We start from the raw sequence: 15869 nt of genomic DNA, 5'->3' as shown, positions 1-15869 counted from the left end.
TAGCTTACGGCAGTACCGCGCGCAGATTGTCGCGCATGTCCTTCGCGGCCTCGCGCGCCGATTCGGCGACCAAGTCGAGCGCATCGTCTGCGCTCATGGATTCGCTGTATTTGCCGGACTTCTTCCAGGCTCCGATGATGCCACGCGACGAATTGACGAGCGCGCCCATGCCGTCTTTGTCGAACATGCCGGCCACGCCTTGGGCGGTACCGCCCTGCGCGCCGTAACCGGGGACCAGGAAGAACGTGTGCGGCATGCGCGCCCGCAACGCCTTGCCTTCCTCGGGATGGGTGGCTCCGACCACCGCGCCGACACGGGAATACCCGTTCGCGCCGATGGTTTCGGCTCCCCAGCCTTCCACGAGGCCGGCGATATGCTCGTACACGCGCTCGCCTGAGGCGAGTTCGAGTTCCTGCAGTTCGCTGCTGGATGGATTGGAGGTGCGTACCAGTACGAAGATGTCCTTGTCGGCACCAGTGGCGGCTTCGACGAACGGGGTGATGCCGTCGGTGCCGAGGTAGGGGTTCACGGTGACCGCGTCCTCATGCCACGGGTCGAAAGCGCGCTCCCCCGCGTTCACACCGCTCAGATGGTGGGCGTAGGCGGCTGCGGTGGAGCCGATGTCGCCGCGCTTGACGTCGCCGAGGACGTACAGTCCCTGCTGTTTGGCGTATTCGCAGGTCATGCTGTAGGCGTCGATGCCGGCTGGTCCGAGCGCCTCATACATGGCGATCTGCGGTTTGACGGCCGGGACGATGTCGGCTACTGCGTCGATGATGGCGCGGTTGAATTCGAAGAAGGCGACGGACAGTTGGGCTGCCGGCGCTTCCGTCGGATCCTCCACCTGTTCGGCGATTTCCTCGGCGAAGCTGGCCACGACCTGCTTCGGCACCAGCGCTTCGGTGGGGTCGAGTCCCACGACGCTTGGATTCTGCTTGTCTTCGATGGCTTCGATCAGACGGTCCATCAGTCCTCCTTGTCGATGCGGCTGAAGGCCAGCTTCGAGCCGATGATGGTGGCGAGCGGCCGGCCGGTGACCTGCCATCCGCCGAATGGGGTGTTACGTGCCGAGGAGTGGAACTTCTCCGGGTCGACGGTCCATTCCTCTCCGGTGTTCAGCACCACGAGATCCACCTGGTCGCTTTCGGGCACGCGGCCCAGATCAAGCACGCGCTTGGTGTCGTCGTCTCCCGGCACGGCGTCGGCGTAGTCGTCGAGCACCGCCGTGATGTCCGTTTTGTCGTGGCCCATGAGTTCGGCCGGACCGGTGGACATGAGTTCGATGAGACGTTCGTCGGAAATGAATCCGCCGTCGACAAGTACCTTGTGGCAGACGCCGTATGCGCATTCCAGCCCGATGATGCCGTTGGGCGCGTCGAGGAAGCCGAGTTCCTTCTCTTCCATGGTGTGGGGCGCATGGTCGGTGGCCAACAAATCGACCGTGCCGTCGGCGACGGCTGCGATGGTGGCCTGGCGGTCCGCTTCGGAGCGCAGCGGCGGGTTCATTTTGGCCAAAGTGCCGTACTTAAGCAGCGCCTCGTCGTTCAATGCGATGTAATGCGGCGCGGTCTCGCAGGTGATCGGAAGTCCTTCGGCCTTGGCTTTGCGGATGGCGTCGAAGGAGATCGCGGTGCTGACGTGCTGGAAGTGCACGTGCACGCCGGTTTTGCGGGACATGTCAATGTCGCGTTCGACGATTTTGAGTTCCGTGTCCTCCGGAATGCCTGGAACGCCAAGCTTGCGGGACACCGGACCGTCATTGACCGCGCCGGTGTCGTGGTGTTCGCAATGCTCGATGAGGTACAGTCCCGACTCCTTGACGTTTTCGAACACCTGTTCGAGAATGCTGGGGGTCACCGCGGAACCGTCATCGCTGATGGCGGTCACCGGATGCGCCAGCTGGTAGGCGTCCTTATGCTCGTCGCCATGTTCGGGCAGGTAGCCGATCCAGTCGGCCACTTCGGTGGCCTCATGGCCGGCACGCCCCTTTGAGGCGCATACGCATAGGTCGTAGCGCACCGGCAGTTTCACGCCATGAGCGGCCTCGTAATGCTGCAGGTAATCGATGACCGTGTCGTATTCGGCGTCGAGCACTTCGGAGGCGCCCGGCTGGCCGGCCTCCACCTTCACGCCATCCATGGCCGGCACGGTGTTTGGCATGATGAGCACGTTCGTGTATCCGCCGGATGCCGCCGCCGCGCAGCCGGAGATCATGGACTCCTTGTAGGTCTGTCCGGGATCGCGGAAATGCACGTGCGGGTCTTCGAATCCGGGGGCGATGGTCATCGCCGAGGCGTCCACGGACGCGTCCGTGTCGGAGGGGACGACGAGGTCAATGACTTCGCCGGTGTTCCAGACCTTGATGTCGTGAAGGGTGAGGGTCATGATTTCAGAACTTCGCTTCCTCGTCGCAGTAGTCGCAACGGTATTCCTGACGGTCGGAATGCACCAGATGGAACATCTGCACCGCAGGCTCGGTGGTGGTGACGCAGCGCGGGTTCACGCATTTGATGATGTTGACGACATGTTCCGGCAGGGTCGGCTTCTTCTTTTCGACGATTTTGCCGCCGCGGACGATGCCGACGGTCGCGGTGCGCGCCACGAGGCCGAGCACGTCGAGGTCGATGGATTCGGTCTCATCCTCGATTTTGATGATGTCCTTCGTGCCGTACATGTGGCTGTCGGTGTTCATGATCAACGCGAGCTTGGTTTTGGACGGGTCGATCTTCAGATACTCAAGTACCTTGAGCGCGGTTCCGGCGGGCACGTGATCGATGATGATGCCGTTCTGAATGCTGGTGACTTCCATCAGGCTTCAACCTCCTTGGCTGCGAGCGGTTCGTATCCCGGCAGTTCGTCACCGACCACCGAGCTTTCCAATGCCATGCGCATGAGCATACCGTTCTTGACCTGTTCGAAGTAGGCTGCACGCGGATCGTCGTCGACTTCCACGGCGATTTCGTTGACGCGCGGCAGCGGGTGCAGCACGGCCATGTCCTTCTTGGCGTACGCCATCTTGGCTTCGTCGAGGATGTAGGTGTCACGCAGACGCAGATAATCGTCCTCGTTGAAGAAACGTTCTTTCTGCACGCGGGTCATGTACAGCACGTCAAGATCGCCGATGACGGAGACCAGATCCTTGACTTCGGTGTAGGAGCAGGATTCGGTGGCGTTGATGCGGTCAAGCACGTACTGCGGGGTCTTGAGCTCGTCGGGGCTGATGAGCACGAAGTTGACGTTGCCGAAGCGGCACAGTGTTTCGATCAGGGAGTGCACGGTGCGGCCGAAGGTCAGATCGCCGCACAGGCCGACGGTCAGGTTGGTGACACGGCCGAAGCGCGATTGAAGCGTGGCCAGGTCGGCGAGCGTCTGCGTCGGATGCATGTGTCCGCCGTCGCCCGCGTTGATGACCGGCACGGAGGCGGCGCGGGATGCGACCAGCGCGGCGCCTTCCTTCGGATGGCGGATGGCCACCACGTCGACGTAGTTGGACACCGTCTTCAACGTGTCGGCGATCGTCTCGCCCTTGGTGACGGAGGCGAGCTGGGCGCCGGCGAAACCGATCACCTTGCCGCCGAGGCGCAGCATGGCGGTTTCGAAACTCAGACGCGTGCGCGTGCTCGGCTCATAAAACAAAGTGGCAAGCACCCTGCCTTCGCAGGTGTGTGCCACTTCTTTACGATGGGAATCGATGTACTGCGCTTTGTGCAGCATTTCCTGAATCTGACGAATGGAAAGATCATCGAGAGTGATGACGCTTTTTCCGACCATCGGCGTTTCGACCGCCGGTTCGAGTACTGAGGACAACGGCTCACCTTTCATGCAACTTGTGGTTGAAGGTGGCCACTGAAAGTGACCTAGCCAACTATAGCCCGAAACACTGACCCGGAGCGTTCACCGCGTGTTCACCGAGCGCCCGCTCGAATCGTTTCATGAAAGGCCGTAGAACAGACGTTCCGTCACGTCGCGCGCCTTGCGCATTACGGCAAGCAGATCGTTTTCGAAATGCTGTCCGCGATTCGCGTCGTATCCGAGATAGACGGCGAGTCCTCCCAGCGAATACGTGTCATCCGGCAGGATATCCGCCTGGTTGACGCGCCCGCTCCACAGGTAGCTGCCGTTGCGCGCGGCCGTGCACATCCACCATGCGCGTCGCAATACGACGGCGTCGCCGGCGGAAACCAGCTTGCGCCGCTCCAACTCGTCCAACGCCTGCATCGTGCCGTTGACTCGCAGGTTCGCGTTGTCGCCGGCATGCTGCAACTGCAGCAGCTGAATCGTCCATTCCACGTCGGACAGACCACCTTTGCCCAGCTTCAGGTGACGGTCCCTACGCACGCCGCGCGGCAATCGCTCGGCTTCCATACGCGCCTTGAGCTTGCGTATTTCGGCGACCTGCGCCTCCGTCAAATCGATCTTCGGATAGCGCAGCGGGTCGGCGACGTTCATCAGGAAATCCTCGGCGAGCGCCGCGTCGCCTGCCGCGTAACGCGCACGCAGGAGCGCCTGGTGCTCCCATGTGCTCGCCCAGGAACGGTAGTATTCCTCGCAGGACGCGTAGGAGCGCACGAGGGGTCCGTTTTTGCCTTCGGGCCGCAGGTCCATGTCGAGTTCGATTTTGGGTTCGAGCGTGGTCGGTCCTTGCAGGATGGCGCGGAGGTCTTCCTGCACTTTGCGTGCGAAGAGGTTGGCTTGGTTGTCGTCGGCGTTATCGGACGGCCGGTAGATGATGATGACGTCGGCGTCGGAGCTGAAGTTCACTTCCCTGCCGCCGTAGCGTCCCATGCCGATGACGGCGATTGCCGCCGGCGCTTCGTCGAGTCCCATTTCCTGCGTTTGGTGGCGGATGGCCCAGGTGAGCGATGCGTCGATGGCCGCGTCGTATACGTCGGTCATACCTGCGAGCGACGCCTTGTCGTCGATGACGCCGCTCATCCACCCTAGTCCGATGCGTTCGATTTCGTGGCGTCGCATGGCGCGGATGGAGTTGGCGAAGTCGTTGATGCTGCCTGCGTTGCGTTCGAGTGAGGCGTGTGTCTGCACGTCGAGGCTTTCGCGTGAGCGTGGCTGCAGGTCGTTGTCGCTGCCGAGCCAGGTGACGGATTCGACGGATTTGTTGAGCGCGTCGCCCAGGAACCGCGAATTGGACAGGATGTGGCACAGGCGTTGCGCGGCGGACGGCGAGTCGCGCAGGAAGCCGAGGTATTCGCTGTCCGTGCCAAAGTGTTCTTCGAGTTTGCGCCAGTTGAGCAGTCCCATGTCGGGGTTCTGCCCTTCGCCGAGCCATTGGAGGGCGGCGGGCAGGAGGATGCGGTTGATTTTCGCGGCACGGGAGATGCCGGCGGTCAGTGCGGTGACGTGGCGCATGGCGGCGTCGGGGTCGGCGAATCCGATGGAGGCGAAGCGTTCCTGCATGGCGTTGGCGGACAGTTCCACTTGTTCGTCGTCGAGGCCGGCGTTGATGGGCAGCATGGGCCGGTAGTAGATGTCCATGTGCAGGTGGCGCACTTCACGTCGGGTTTCGTCGTATTTGTCGACGAGTTCCTCGGGGTGCATGTGGAAGGCCCGGGCGAGTCTGCGCAGTTCGAGGTTGTGGTTGAGTTCGTCGTCGTTGGTGTCGCGTTTGCGTTCGATGCCGCCGAGACTGGCTTTGCCGAGGTCCGGGAACAGGTGGGTGCGTTTGAGCGCCCACATTTGCTGGCGGTGTTCCATGACGCGTTCGAAGCGGTAGTCCCAGGAGAGCTTCTTGGCTTGTCTGCGTGAGACGTATCCGCCTTCGGCGAGGCGTTGCAGCGATTCGAGGGTGGAGCTGGTGCGCAGGGTCTCGTCGGCGCGGCCGTGGACGAGTTGGAGCATCTGCACGGTGAATTCCACGTCTCGTAGGCCTCCGCGGCCGAGTTTGATTTCACGGTCCTTCAGGGGCGCGGGGATGAGGTCTTCGACTCGTTTGCGCATCTGCTGGCAGTCGTAGACGAAGTTGTCGCGTTTGGAGGCGGTCCATACGAACGGTCGGGTCATGTCCATATAAGCTTGGCCAAGGTCGGGATCTCCGGCGACGGGGCGCGCCTTGAGCAGGGCTTGGAATTCCCAGTTCTCCGCCCATTGCTCGTAATACGCCTTATGCGATTCGAGCTTGCGTACGAGCGGGCCGTCCTTGCCTTCGGGGCGCAGTCCGCCATCGATCTGCCACAATGTAGGTTCGGCGACGCCCATGATGACGGATTGGCATACGCGCTGCAGGGTGGCGGCCATTTTGGTGCCGACACGGTTGAGGGTCATGCCGTTGGTGTCCGCGTCCGCCGGTTCCACCACGTAGATGAGGTCCACGTCGGATACGTAGTTGAGTTCGCGTGCGCCGAGCTTGCCCATGCCGATGATGGCGAAGCGCACGTGTTCGCTGCCGTCCACTTCGTTGCGGGCGATGGCGAGCGCGCCTTCCAGGGCCGCGTCGGCAAGATCGGACAGTTCCTGGCTGATTCTCGGTTGTATTTCGATTGGGTCGTCCGCGGTGGCGTCCTGCGCCATGATGGCGGCGAGCTGTTTTCTGTAGGTCTGTCGTAGCGCGGTTGCCGCTTCGGCGAGTGGTTTCGTGGCTTTTGGCATGCGATTGTCGGCCGGGTCGGCACCGACCGCTTCGAGGACATGCGCGCGGCGTTGCGCGTGGTTGTACAGATGGCTTTCGCATGAGTCGCTGGCTGCGGCCATGACGAGTTCGGGGCGGAAGCGCATGAGCTTGCCCATTTCGTCGGACACGCCGAGCACGGTGACGAGTCGTACGAGTCCGGCGTCGTCGGTGATGACCTGGTGGAAGTCGCGGCCTTGGCTTTGCAACGCTTTGATGATGTCGACGAGGTTGCGTAGCGCGATGTCGGGCTCGCAGGTCTGTTCCAATGTTTTCATCAGCAGGCATAGCCGGTCGTCGTCGATGCCGTCGGCGCGCAACTCGTCAAGCAGCGTGCGTGCCGTGTCCAGATCCTGCAATCCCGCCCGAATCAGATCGAGCACCCCAAACTGATGCGTAGAAGAAGCCATGGTTCCCATAGTAATCGTTTATATCCGTAAGTATGGCGAAAGGGATGGTTTCCGACAGCTGCCGGAAACCATCCCTTTCGTGTTTGTTGCATCGTCCGGAATCAGACGAAGAATGGTTTGACGTTGGACCAGATGCGCCGGCTGACGCATGGATGGTTCATCGTGTACAGGTGCACGCCGTCGACGCCGCGTGCCGCCAAGTCGCAGATCTGTTCGGACGCGTAGGCGATACCCGCCTCTTTAAGCAGCGCGGTGTCGCTCCCCCACTTGTCAAGCAGGACGGCAAGTTTTTCAGGAACACGCGATTCGCACATCTTCGACATGCGCAGCACCGACTTCGCGTTCATCACCGGCATGATGCCGGCTTCGATCGGAACGTCGATGCCGGCGGCACGAGCCTTGTCCACGAATCGAAGGAAATCCTCGTTGTCGTAGAACAGCTGGGAGATGAGGTGGCTTACGCCCGCGTCGACCTTCTTCTTGAGATTGTCGATATCCTCCTCAAGCGTGGCCGCCTGCGGGTGCTTTTCCGGATAGCAGGCGCCGTAGATCTTGAGATCCGGACGCTTCTCGCGGATGTAGGCCGCCAGATCGCTCGCATGGTCGAACACTCCCGCCGGTTCGGCTCCTTCCACACGGTCGCCTCGCAAAGCGAGCACGCCGGAGACTTTGGCTTGGTCGAACAGGTCGAGCGCCTCGTCCACGTCGTCTTTGTCAAGGTATTGCGCGGTCAGGTGCGCCACGGCCGGAATGCCGTATTCGTTCACCGTATGCGCGATGCGTGCGGTCAGCGTGCGGTCGGACGATTTGCCGGTGCCGTAGGTGACGGAGATGAAGTCGGGGTCCAGCCCCTGCAGGCCATCCAACGTATCGTAGATGGTACCTACAGGGCTGGTGCGCTTGGGAGGGAACACCTCCAGCGAGAAGATTGGCGAATGCATGTGATTCCTTGGAAATCTTGCCTGTTTATGCCTATGCCGGCCTTACTTGGCGAGTTTGGCGCGCACGGCCTTGGCCGCGGCGACGAGGTTCTCCAGGCTCGGCCAGGTTTCGGCGTTGCCACGGGTCTTCAGGCCGCAGTCCGGGTTGATCCACACCTTTTCGACGTCCATCTTCTTCAGGATCTCGTAGATGCGGTCCTTGATCTCCTGTTCGGACGGAATGCGCGGAGAGTGGATGTCGTACACGCCCGGGCCGGCTTCGGTTTCGAAGTTGGCGTCGTGGATGGCGTCGAGCACCACAAGGTCGCCACGGGAGGCTTCGAAGGAGATCACGTCGGCGTCCATCGCGTCGATGTCCTTGATGATGTCGTTGAACTCCGAATAGCACATGTGCGTGTGGATCTGCGTGGTCGGCTTGACGGCGGAATGCACCAGACGGAACGCCGGAATGGCCCAGTCGAGGTACTTCTTGTGCCAGTCGGTCTTCCTCAGCGGCAGCTTCTCGCGCAGTGCGGCCTCGTCGATCTGGATGACCTTGATGCCGGCCTTCTCCAAATCGAGCACTTCGTCGCGGATGGCGAGCGCGAGCTGCTGGGTCTGCTGCTCGTGGGTGATGTCCTCGCGCGGCCAGGACCAGTTGAGGATGGTGACCGGACCGGTGAGCATGCCCTTCATCACATGGTCGGTGCGGGACTGCGCGTAGGCGCTCCATTCCACGGTGATCGGGTTGGCGCGGGATACGTCGCCCCACACGATCGGAGGCTTGACGCAACGTGTGCCGTAGGACTGCACCCACGCGTTCTTGGTGAACAGGAAGCCGTTGAGGTTCTGGCCGAAGTATTCGACCATGTCGTTGCGTTCGAATTCGCCGTGGACGAGCACGTCGAGGCCGATTTCCTCCTGATGCTTGATGCAGGCGTCGATCTGGTCCTTCATGAATTCGTCGTATTCGGCCTTGGTGATCTCGCCCTTGCGCAGCTTGGCGCGTTCGGCGCGCACTTCCTTGGTTTGCGGGAAGGAGCCGATGGTGGTAGTGGGCAGCAGCGGCAGGTTCAGCGCCTCACGCTGCTCCTTCTGGCGTTCGGCACGTGCCGGCTGACGTACGAAGTCGGCGTCGGTAAGGCTTGCGATTCGCTTGGCGACCGCAGGATCGGCGGCGACGCGGGTGCCGTCGAACAGCGCCTGGTTGGCTGCGAGTTCGGCGGATGCCTTCTTCTCGTCGTCGGAAGCGTCGGCAAGCACGGCGACTTCGTGCAGTTCGTCGAGCTTCTGGACTGCGAAGGCGAAGTGCTTGCGCACGTCGTCGGCGAGACCGTCCTCGCCTTCGGTGCTGAACGGCACGTGCAGCAGGGAGCTGGCGGTGGAGACGGCCACGTTGGCGGTGACCTGCTTCAGCGCGTCGACCAGGCCGAGGCTCACGGCGTAGTTGTTGCGCCAGATGTTGCGGCCGTTGATCACGCCGGCGAAGATGGTGGTTTTTTCTGCCACGCCGTACTTTTCGACGGCGGCGAGGTTTTCGTCCTTGCCTTCGTTCAGGTCCAGGCCGATGCCGTCGAAGCCGAGCAGGTTGACGGTTTCGTACACGTCGGCGATATGTCCGAAGTAGGTGTTGAGCAGCACCTTGACCTTGCCTTCGCGGGCGGGCAGGATCTTGGCGTACAGGCTCTTGAACAGTTCGACATCGCCCGGCTCCTTGTCGAGCACGAGGTACGGTTCGTCGATCTGGATCCACTGCGCGCCCAGTTCGGCGAACTTGGCGACGACTTCGGCGTACACCGCGGCGACCGCGTTGACGAGGCCCTTGTCGTAGTCGAGCTCCTCGGCCTGCGGATTGCGGGCGAGCTTGAGGAAGGTGTACGGGCCGATGAGCACCGGCTTGGTGGCGATGCCGAGCGCCTTCGCCTCGTTGAATTCGTCGAACGGCTTGGTGCTGTTGAGCTTGATGTCGGTGGCGGAGTCGATTTCCGGCACGAGGTAGTGGTAGTTGGTGGTGAACCACTTCTTCATCGGCAGGGCGGTCACGTCGCCCTTCTCGCCCTGATAGCCGCGGCCCATTGCGAAGAGGGTCTCTTCCGGGTTCTCGAAGGCGAGACGCTGGTAGCGCTGCGGAATGACGTTGAGCAGGATGGCAGTGTCGAGCATCTGGTCGTAATAGCTGAAGTCGTTGCTCGGAATCAGGTCGATGCCGGCGGCCTGCTGCAGCTTCCAATGCTTGGCGCGCAGTTCCTTGGCGGTGGCACGCATCTCGTCGAGGGTGGCGTTGCCCTTCCAATACGCTTCGATGATTTTCTTCAGCTCACGGTTCTGGCCGATGCGCGGGAAACCGGAGACGGAAGTAAGAGCGGACATGAATCCTCCATCTGATATGAACAATGCAACCCGCTCAAGCTATCACAAAACCGCCAGCTATAAGACATCAAGAAAATTTGAGTGTCGCTATAAACTGTCCTTATAACGCAGTCCGTATGCCGTCTATATTCACACATTTATGTTTATGGATCAATAATGCAGAACAGCCCGGCAAGCGGATTTAACGCAATGTCCCGTATGCGTCGGGGTCCACGGGTTCCAGCCATTCATTCGTCGCGTCGCCCGTGCCATCCGCAATCATGAACGCCAAATGGCTGAAAGCTTCGTGAGGGGCGGCGCCGTGCCAATGCTTAACATCCGGCGGAATACGGACGGCCTGTCCCGGTTCAAGCTCCTTCGGCTCTTCGCCCTCAAGCTGGTAGTAGCCACGCCCTCCGACCGCAATGAGAATCTGGGCCGCGTGATGGTGGATATGCCAGTGGTTCCGGCATCCAGGTTCGAACGTCACATTGTGGATTGACACTTCAGGCGCGTCAAGTACCGGCGCAAGCCAGCTCTGTCCGTCGAAATACTGGGCGAAACCGTCATTTGGTTCCCCAAGAGGGAACGCACTGGGATTGTTCATATGGGCTTTCCTATCCATCATTCTGAACATCGGTTCAGAAAGCACCATACAACCTTGAAGCCGCTTGAAGTCAAATCACAGCACTCTGCGGAATGCTCATCGTTCCGAATCAGCCCGGAACACGCAAGCCCTACTCGAAGTCTTTGGCGGTAAGCAGCGCGATGAGTTCGCCGCTGTGCAGCTGCCACTGGTTGAATGGCTCGTTCGAGCCGAATACGGCGATCGAGGCCGGGGACATGCCGAGATTCAGCAGGTCAAGCAACGTCGGATCGGATTCGGTGCTGGCCAGCCATTGGCAGGCGATCGAAATGGTCGGTTCGTGGCCAAGCACGAGCAGCGTGCGATGCTTTTCCTTGGTTTGCGCGAGCTCGTCGAACACGGATTGCACGCCGCCTTCGTACAGGCTTTGCCGGTAGTCGACTTTCGGATCGTCGCCGAACACCTTGAGCATGCGATCGCAGGTCTGACGGGCGCGGGTGGCGCTGGAGCATGCGATGCGAGTGGGCACCATTTTGAACGCCGCCAATCCTTTGGCCACGGTTTTGGCCTGCTTACGTCCTTTGTCGGTGAGCTCACGTCCCACGTCGCTGCCGTTGCCGCCGAACGGCTCGGTTTTGGCGTGGCGCATCGCCAGCAGCACATACTTGTATTCCTTGGTCTTTTTGGCGACCTTCTTCAGGCTCGTTCCCATAATCGCACGCTCCGATCCGGTTCCAGCGCCGCATTTCAAATGTCTAATGTCCATTGTCTCAGATTTTCCGCTGGGACATGGCATGAAACGCTCTAAATCTACTCCTTTATGGCTTCGACCTGCGCGTCGAGGTCACGCAGCACCTTGCGCAGCTTGCGATCGGAAATGTCACGCAATTCCAGATCCTCAAGCTGTTCGGCACGCTCCTCGAGCGTCAACGAATCGATGTCGGTCGTCGTGTCCTTCGTGGCACGGTCGCGTTTACGCAACGCCTGGAAGCCCGGAGCCATCGCGCGAGAAACCATGAGGAAACCGGTGTGTCCAATCATCTGGTGATCGGGACGGATGGCCAGTCCTTGCGCCTTCCAATTACGTTCCAAAGTCTCCTGAATGTCCGGCTCGGTCCAGCAACCGGCCTCGCGCAACGCTTCGGCAAGACGGCTCAACTGCGTGGTGGTGGTGACGTACGCGACGAGCACGCCGCCAGGCGCGATCACGCGATACGCCTGTTCAAGACGGTTCCACGGGTCAAGCATGTCAAGCATGATGCGGTCGAAGGAGTGTTCCGGCAAACCAGCCGCGACCGAATCGAAATCGCCGGTCCTCAAATCCCACCATGCGGGACGTTCGCCAAAGTAAACCGTCGCGTTGGCTTCGGCGACGCGCGCGAATTCCGAACGCATCTCGATGGTGGTGAGGCTTCCGCCCTCCCCCACGGCATCCAGCAGATTGATGCTCATCGCGCCCGAACCGGCTCCGGATTCCAGCACGTTCATACCGGAACGAATATCACCGAGCTGAATGACCTGCGCGATGTCCTTCGGATACATGATCTGCGCGCCACGCGGCATGGACAGCACATAGTCAGCCAAGCGCGGACGCATGACGGCGAACTCCCAACCACCGATGGCACGCGTCCCCTTCCACGGCTTGTTCGCGTCGCGTTCCGGATGCGTCTGGTTGACCTGAGCCTCACGTTTCGCACTCACCGTCACGACAACGGATCCTTCCGTCTGGCCAATCACATCATCATGCAGGATGATGCCATGCGAAGTCTGCGTCACACCACCCGGCACCAGCTGATCGGTGATTTTATTCGACCTGCGGTCCGTAAACTGCACTTTTTCACCGGCGGCAAGCGGCCCTCGACGCATGGTTCACGCTCCTTCGTACGTTCGTTCAGTATACGATTTCACGACTATGGCTTACGATTGCAGACCGCATTATTCCACGGACAGCAACGAACCTATGCTACCGTATCCGCCGTCATACCGGCAGACGGCACGAAGCGACGGCAATGTGACGGCGACGTCAACATCACACCGCGTACGCGTTCCAACGACCATTCGCATGCGTGACCTTCAAATCCAAACCAAACACCTGGCTCAACCGTTCAGAAGTAAAACCATGCTCCAAATCACCCGTATACACGATAGTGCCCGGCGCCGGATCGTTGCCGGCCACATTATCCGCATACGCGTCCGCCTCGTTGCCGGTGATACGTCCCATGATCGCCACATGGTCGAAGCCTTGCGGAATCTCCTCAAGACGGTGCGTCACCAGAATCACGGCGCGGTCAGACTGCTCCGCACCAACACGACTCAACGCACGCAAAGCAATCTCACGCCCACCCAAATCAAGACCCGTGGTCGGCTCGTCAAGAATCAGCAAATCGGGATCCGCCATCAACGCACGGCAGATAAGCACGCGAGTGCGTTCGCCTTCGGAAAGCTTGAACATCATCTTGCCTTCCAGGTATTCGATGCCGAATTCACGCATCAATGAGCGGGCTTTGGCGTAATCCTCGTCAGTATAGGTGTCGCGCCAACGGCCGGTGGTTGCGGTCAGCGCCGTCACGATGGCGTCAAGAGGATCTTCCTGCGGTGGGAACGCACGTCCGAGTTCGGCCGAGCTCAAACCGATGCGGTTGCGGTAGGAGAACACGTTCACTTTGCCCAGACGGTTTCCAAGAATGTCGACTGTGCCTTCGGATGGGAATCCACGGGTGCTCATCATCTGCACCAACGTGGATTTGCCGATGCCGTTGGGACCGAACAGCACCCATTTCTCGCCTTTTTTGACTTCCAGATTAACTTTGGTGAGAATTACGCGCCTGCGGCGACGGAATTCCACATCGTCCAGTTTCAACGCGATGCTCTGTTCGTTCATGGTCCCCTCCATTTTCACAAACCACTTGGATGCGATGATGCCTCCTGCCAGCATAGTGCGTCGGCAGGAGGCATTTCAGGAATATTCTGGCTATCGATCAGCCGGATCGGTTATCCGCGATCAGACAGGTTCGGTTCTACTTCCGTTCGGCAAGCACGTCCTCGTAGACTTTGACGGTCTTGTCTGCGATGGACTCCCAGCTGAAGTGGTCGCGGGCACGCTCGTAACCGGCCTGTCCCATCCGCTTCGCCTTTTCAGGGTCAGCCATGATGCGGTTGATGGCGTCGGCCATATCGTGCACGAATTTGTCAGGGTTGGTGGGGGTGCCAGTGCCGTCATGCAGTTGGTCGACCGGCACCAGATATCCGGTCTCGCCGTCGACGACGACTTCCGGAATGCCACCGGTCGCAGAGGCGACCACCGGCAGACCGCATGCCATGGCTTCCAGATTCACGATGCCGAGCGGCTCGTAGATGGATGGGCAGATGAATGCGTCACAGCCATGTTCGAGTGCGTTGAGTTCCGGCTTCGGCAGCATCTCCTCAATCCAGATGATGTTGCCGCGTTCCTCGTCGAGCTTGGCGAAGGCGGTCTTGACCTCTTCCATGATTTCCGGCGTGTCGGGAGCGCCGGCGCACAGAACGACCTGGATGTTCGGGTCCACGAAGTGCAGTGCCTGAAGCAGGTACGGCAGACCCTTTTGACGGGTGATGCGTCCGACGAACAGCAAGGTCGGTTTGCTGCGGTCGATGTTGTAACGTTCGAACACCTTCCAGCCCGGATCGTCATCCGCCGGGGTTTCAAACTGGCTCATGGTGATGCCGTTGTGCACTACGACCACCTTGTCCGGGTCAAGGTTCGGATAGGCGGTGAGGATATCCTCACGCATGCCCGCGGATACGGCGATCACGCGGTCGGCATGCTCGTAGGCGTCTTTCTCAGCCCAGGAGCTCAGATTGTAGCCGCCGCCCAACTGCTCACGTTTCCATGGACGGAACGGTTCAAGCGAGTGCGCGGTGATGACCAATGGGGTGTCATGCAGCATTTTGGCGAGATAGCCGGCAAGGCATGCGTACCATGTATGCGCATGGATGATGTCGGCATCAACGTCGTTGGCGATTTGCAAATCGACGCCAAACGTCTTCAACGCACCGTTCGCATCCTCAAGCTCCTTCGGCACGTCGTAGCCGACGACCGTGAGCGACCCTTTCGGGTCGGTTCCGGGAATCGCGGGAATGTCGGCGGCCGCGCGCGGCCCGTCGAATGCGCGGACCGTCACATCGACACGTTCCGCCAGCACCTTGGAAAGCTCTTCGGCATGCACCCCCGCGCCGCCATACACCTTGGGCGGGTATTCACGCGATAGAATGTCAACCTTCATGTCTGTAATCTCCTCCTCGAGTCTTCCAGCGTTTCCTGTTCTACTGTAAAACATCAGACACGAAAAACACTTATTGTTTTCATCGTTTTTCAGAAAGTTCCATTCTTTTTCTGAAAAACGATGAAACAGCATTCTCGCATACCCTTTACGGTTAGTCGAAGTCAAGTAGCGCATACCTAAAATCCGATAGAAAAAGCGGTGAGACAAATGCTTCTGGTTGTCTCACCGCTTTCCATCGTTTTTGTGATCAGACGGCTGTTCCGTTTTGGTCGAGATTCGGATTGTGCTTCGGGTTGCCGGCCGTGAAGAACAGGCTCAGCACACCGACTGCGAAGACGATGGCGACTGTGGAGATGAGCCACATCGGATGCGACGGCAGCCACATGACCACGAGGAAGGCGATGGCCGACAGCGCAATCAGCACCCAGCTGGCCACACGGAACCATTGGCGGACGGAATGGGGTGCCTTGAACATCTTCGGATTCTTGTAATCAGGATTGGTGTTCAGCACGTTTTCCGTTTCCGTGATCGTACTGGCACTCGGCTTCCATGGCCCATCAGTGCCGTCCTGCAGACGACGTGACTTTTCCTGCAGCTGATACTCGTCCAACATGCCGGAACGTGCGCGGCCTTGGGTTTGGTCGTATTGCTGTGGCACTCCCCTGCGATTGCGCTTGGCTTGGGCACGTCGTTCTGCGCGATTTGGCATTAGTCACTCCT

13 protein-coding genes are annotated in these 15869 nt (G+C 60.2%); all 13 read right to left on the bottom strand.

Features of this window, described 5'->3' with window-relative positions; translation table 11 throughout:
• Positions 1-4 precede the first annotated feature (4 nt).
• The 13 genes from pyrF to Q5H33_RS01370 all read right to left on the bottom strand — a co-directional run bounded on the left by pyrF (position 5) and on the right by Q5H33_RS01370 (position 15858).
• Entirely contained in the window at positions 5-967 is a 963-nt protein-coding gene (gene pyrF, locus Q5H33_RS01430) for an orotidine-5'-phosphate decarboxylase (protein WP_003809364.1), read from the bottom strand.
• The gene (locus Q5H33_RS01425) at positions 967-2385 is read right to left on the bottom strand and encodes a dihydroorotase (RefSeq protein WP_003809366.1); all 1419 of its coding nucleotides are present in this window, start codon (positions 2383-2385) and stop codon (positions 967-969) included. Before Q5H33_RS01425 ends, pyrF begins: the two co-directional genes overlap by 1 nt.
• A 4-nt stretch (positions 2386-2389) precedes the next feature.
• Positions 2390-2809 (bottom strand): aspartate carbamoyltransferase regulatory subunit, encoded by a 420-nt coding sequence (locus Q5H33_RS01420; RefSeq protein ID WP_003809368.1) that lies wholly within the window; start codon positions 2807-2809, stop codon positions 2390-2392.
• Positions 2809-3771 carry an aspartate carbamoyltransferase gene (pyrB, locus tag Q5H33_RS01415; RefSeq protein WP_171024943.1) on the bottom strand — a complete coding sequence of 321 codons (963 nt, stop codon included), beginning with the start codon at positions 3769-3771 and terminating at the stop codon, positions 2809-2811. Before pyrB ends, Q5H33_RS01420 begins: the two co-directional genes overlap by 1 nt.
• 159 nt (positions 3772-3930) lie before the next feature.
• Positions 3931-7032, bottom strand: a complete 3102-nt coding sequence (locus Q5H33_RS01410; RefSeq protein ID WP_302422637.1) for a bifunctional [glutamine synthetase] adenylyltransferase/[glutamine synthetase]-adenylyl-L-tyrosine phosphorylase — start codon at positions 7030-7032, stop codon at positions 3931-3933.
• 101 nt (positions 7033-7133) lie between these two features.
• On the bottom strand, positions 7134-7973 hold the full coding sequence (metF, locus tag Q5H33_RS01405) for a methylenetetrahydrofolate reductase [NAD(P)H] (RefSeq protein WP_011743158.1): 840 nt from the start codon (positions 7971-7973) through the stop codon (positions 7134-7136).
• A gap of 42 nt (positions 7974-8015) precedes the next feature.
• Complete coding sequence (metE, locus tag Q5H33_RS01400; protein ID WP_302422635.1) at positions 8016-10322, bottom strand: 5-methyltetrahydropteroyltriglutamate--homocysteine S-methyltransferase; 2307 nt, start codon at positions 10320-10322, stop codon at positions 8016-8018.
• A gap of 181 nt (positions 10323-10503) precedes the next feature.
• Positions 10504-10908 carry a cupin domain-containing protein gene (locus Q5H33_RS01395; RefSeq protein WP_021912871.1) on the bottom strand — a complete coding sequence of 135 codons (405 nt, stop codon included), beginning with the start codon at positions 10906-10908 and terminating at the stop codon, positions 10504-10506.
• Positions 10909-11038: 130 nt separating this feature from the next.
• Positions 11039-11599 carry a histidine phosphatase family protein gene (locus Q5H33_RS01390; RefSeq protein ID WP_033499447.1) on the bottom strand — a complete coding sequence of 187 codons (561 nt, stop codon included), beginning with the start codon at positions 11597-11599 and terminating at the stop codon, positions 11039-11041.
• Positions 11600-11697: 98 nt separating this feature from the next.
• Complete coding sequence (locus Q5H33_RS01385; protein ID WP_021912873.1) at positions 11698-12753, bottom strand: tRNA (adenine-N1)-methyltransferase; 1056 nt, start codon at positions 12751-12753, stop codon at positions 11698-11700.
• A 163-nt stretch (positions 12754-12916) separates the two neighbouring features.
• Positions 12917-13768 (bottom strand): ABC transporter ATP-binding protein, encoded by an 852-nt coding sequence (locus Q5H33_RS01380; RefSeq protein ID WP_021912874.1) that lies wholly within the window; start codon positions 13766-13768, stop codon positions 12917-12919.
• 136 nt (positions 13769-13904) lie between these two features.
• Positions 13905-15149, bottom strand: a complete 1245-nt coding sequence (glgA, locus tag Q5H33_RS01375; protein ID WP_033499445.1) for a glycogen synthase — start codon at positions 15147-15149, stop codon at positions 13905-13907.
• A 247-nt stretch (positions 15150-15396) separates the two neighbouring features.
• Positions 15397-15858, bottom strand: coding sequence for a membrane protein (locus Q5H33_RS01370; RefSeq protein WP_033499444.1), 462 nt, complete (start codon positions 15856-15858; stop codon positions 15397-15399).
• Positions 15859-15869: the final 11 nt, after the last annotated feature.

This window comes from uncultured Bifidobacterium sp. (assembly GCF_959020145.1).
GTDB lineage: Bacteria > Actinomycetota > Actinomycetes > Actinomycetales > Bifidobacteriaceae > Bifidobacterium.
Note: the sequence above shows the minus strand (reverse complement) of the source record. Positions and strands in the feature narration are given on the sequence as shown.

What these genes read in the sequence shown, in the direction of transcription:
- Q5H33_RS01425 (WP_003809366.1), bottom strand. Translation starts at nt 2,385, where the DNA reads ATGACCCTCACCCTTCACGACATCAAGGTCTGGAACACCGGCGAAGTC.
- glgA (WP_033499445.1), bottom strand. Translation starts at nt 15,149, where the DNA reads ATGAAGGTTGACATTCTATCGCGTGAATACCCGCCCAAGGTGTATGGC.
- pyrF (WP_003809364.1), bottom strand. Translation starts at nt 967, where the DNA reads ATGGACCGTCTGATCGAAGCCATCGAAGACAAGCAGAATCCAAGCGTC.
- Q5H33_RS01420 (WP_003809368.1), bottom strand. Translation starts at nt 2,809, where the DNA reads ATGGAAGTCACCAGCATTCAGAACGGCATCATCATCGATCACGTGCCC.
- Q5H33_RS01385 (WP_021912873.1), bottom strand. Translation starts at nt 12,753, where the DNA reads ATGCGTCGAGGGCCGCTTGCCGCCGGTGAAAAAGTGCAGTTTACGGAC.
- Q5H33_RS01380 (WP_021912874.1), bottom strand. Translation starts at nt 13,768, where the DNA reads ATGAACGAACAGAGCATCGCGTTGAAACTGGACGATGTGGAATTCCGT.
- Q5H33_RS01410 (WP_302422637.1), bottom strand. Translation starts at nt 7,032, where the DNA reads ATGGCTTCTTCTACGCATCAGTTTGGGGTGCTCGATCTGATTCGGGCG.
- pyrB (WP_171024943.1), bottom strand. Translation starts at nt 3,771, where the DNA reads ATGGTCGGAAAAAGCGTCATCACTCTCGATGATCTTTCCATTCGTCAG.
- Q5H33_RS01395 (WP_021912871.1), bottom strand. Translation starts at nt 10,908, where the DNA reads ATGAACAATCCCAGTGCGTTCCCTCTTGGGGAACCAAATGACGGTTTC.
- Q5H33_RS01390 (WP_033499447.1), bottom strand. Translation starts at nt 11,599, where the DNA reads ATGGGAACGAGCCTGAAGAAGGTCGCCAAAAAGACCAAGGAATACAAG.
- metE (WP_302422635.1), bottom strand. Translation starts at nt 10,322, where the DNA reads ATGTCCGCTCTTACTTCCGTCTCCGGTTTCCCGCGCATCGGCCAGAAC.
- metF (WP_011743158.1), bottom strand. Translation starts at nt 7,973, where the DNA reads ATGCATTCGCCAATCTTCTCGCTGGAGGTGTTCCCTCCCAAGCGCACC.
- Q5H33_RS01370 (WP_033499444.1), bottom strand. Translation starts at nt 15,858, where the DNA reads ATGCCAAATCGCGCAGAACGACGTGCCCAAGCCAAGCGCAATCGCAGG.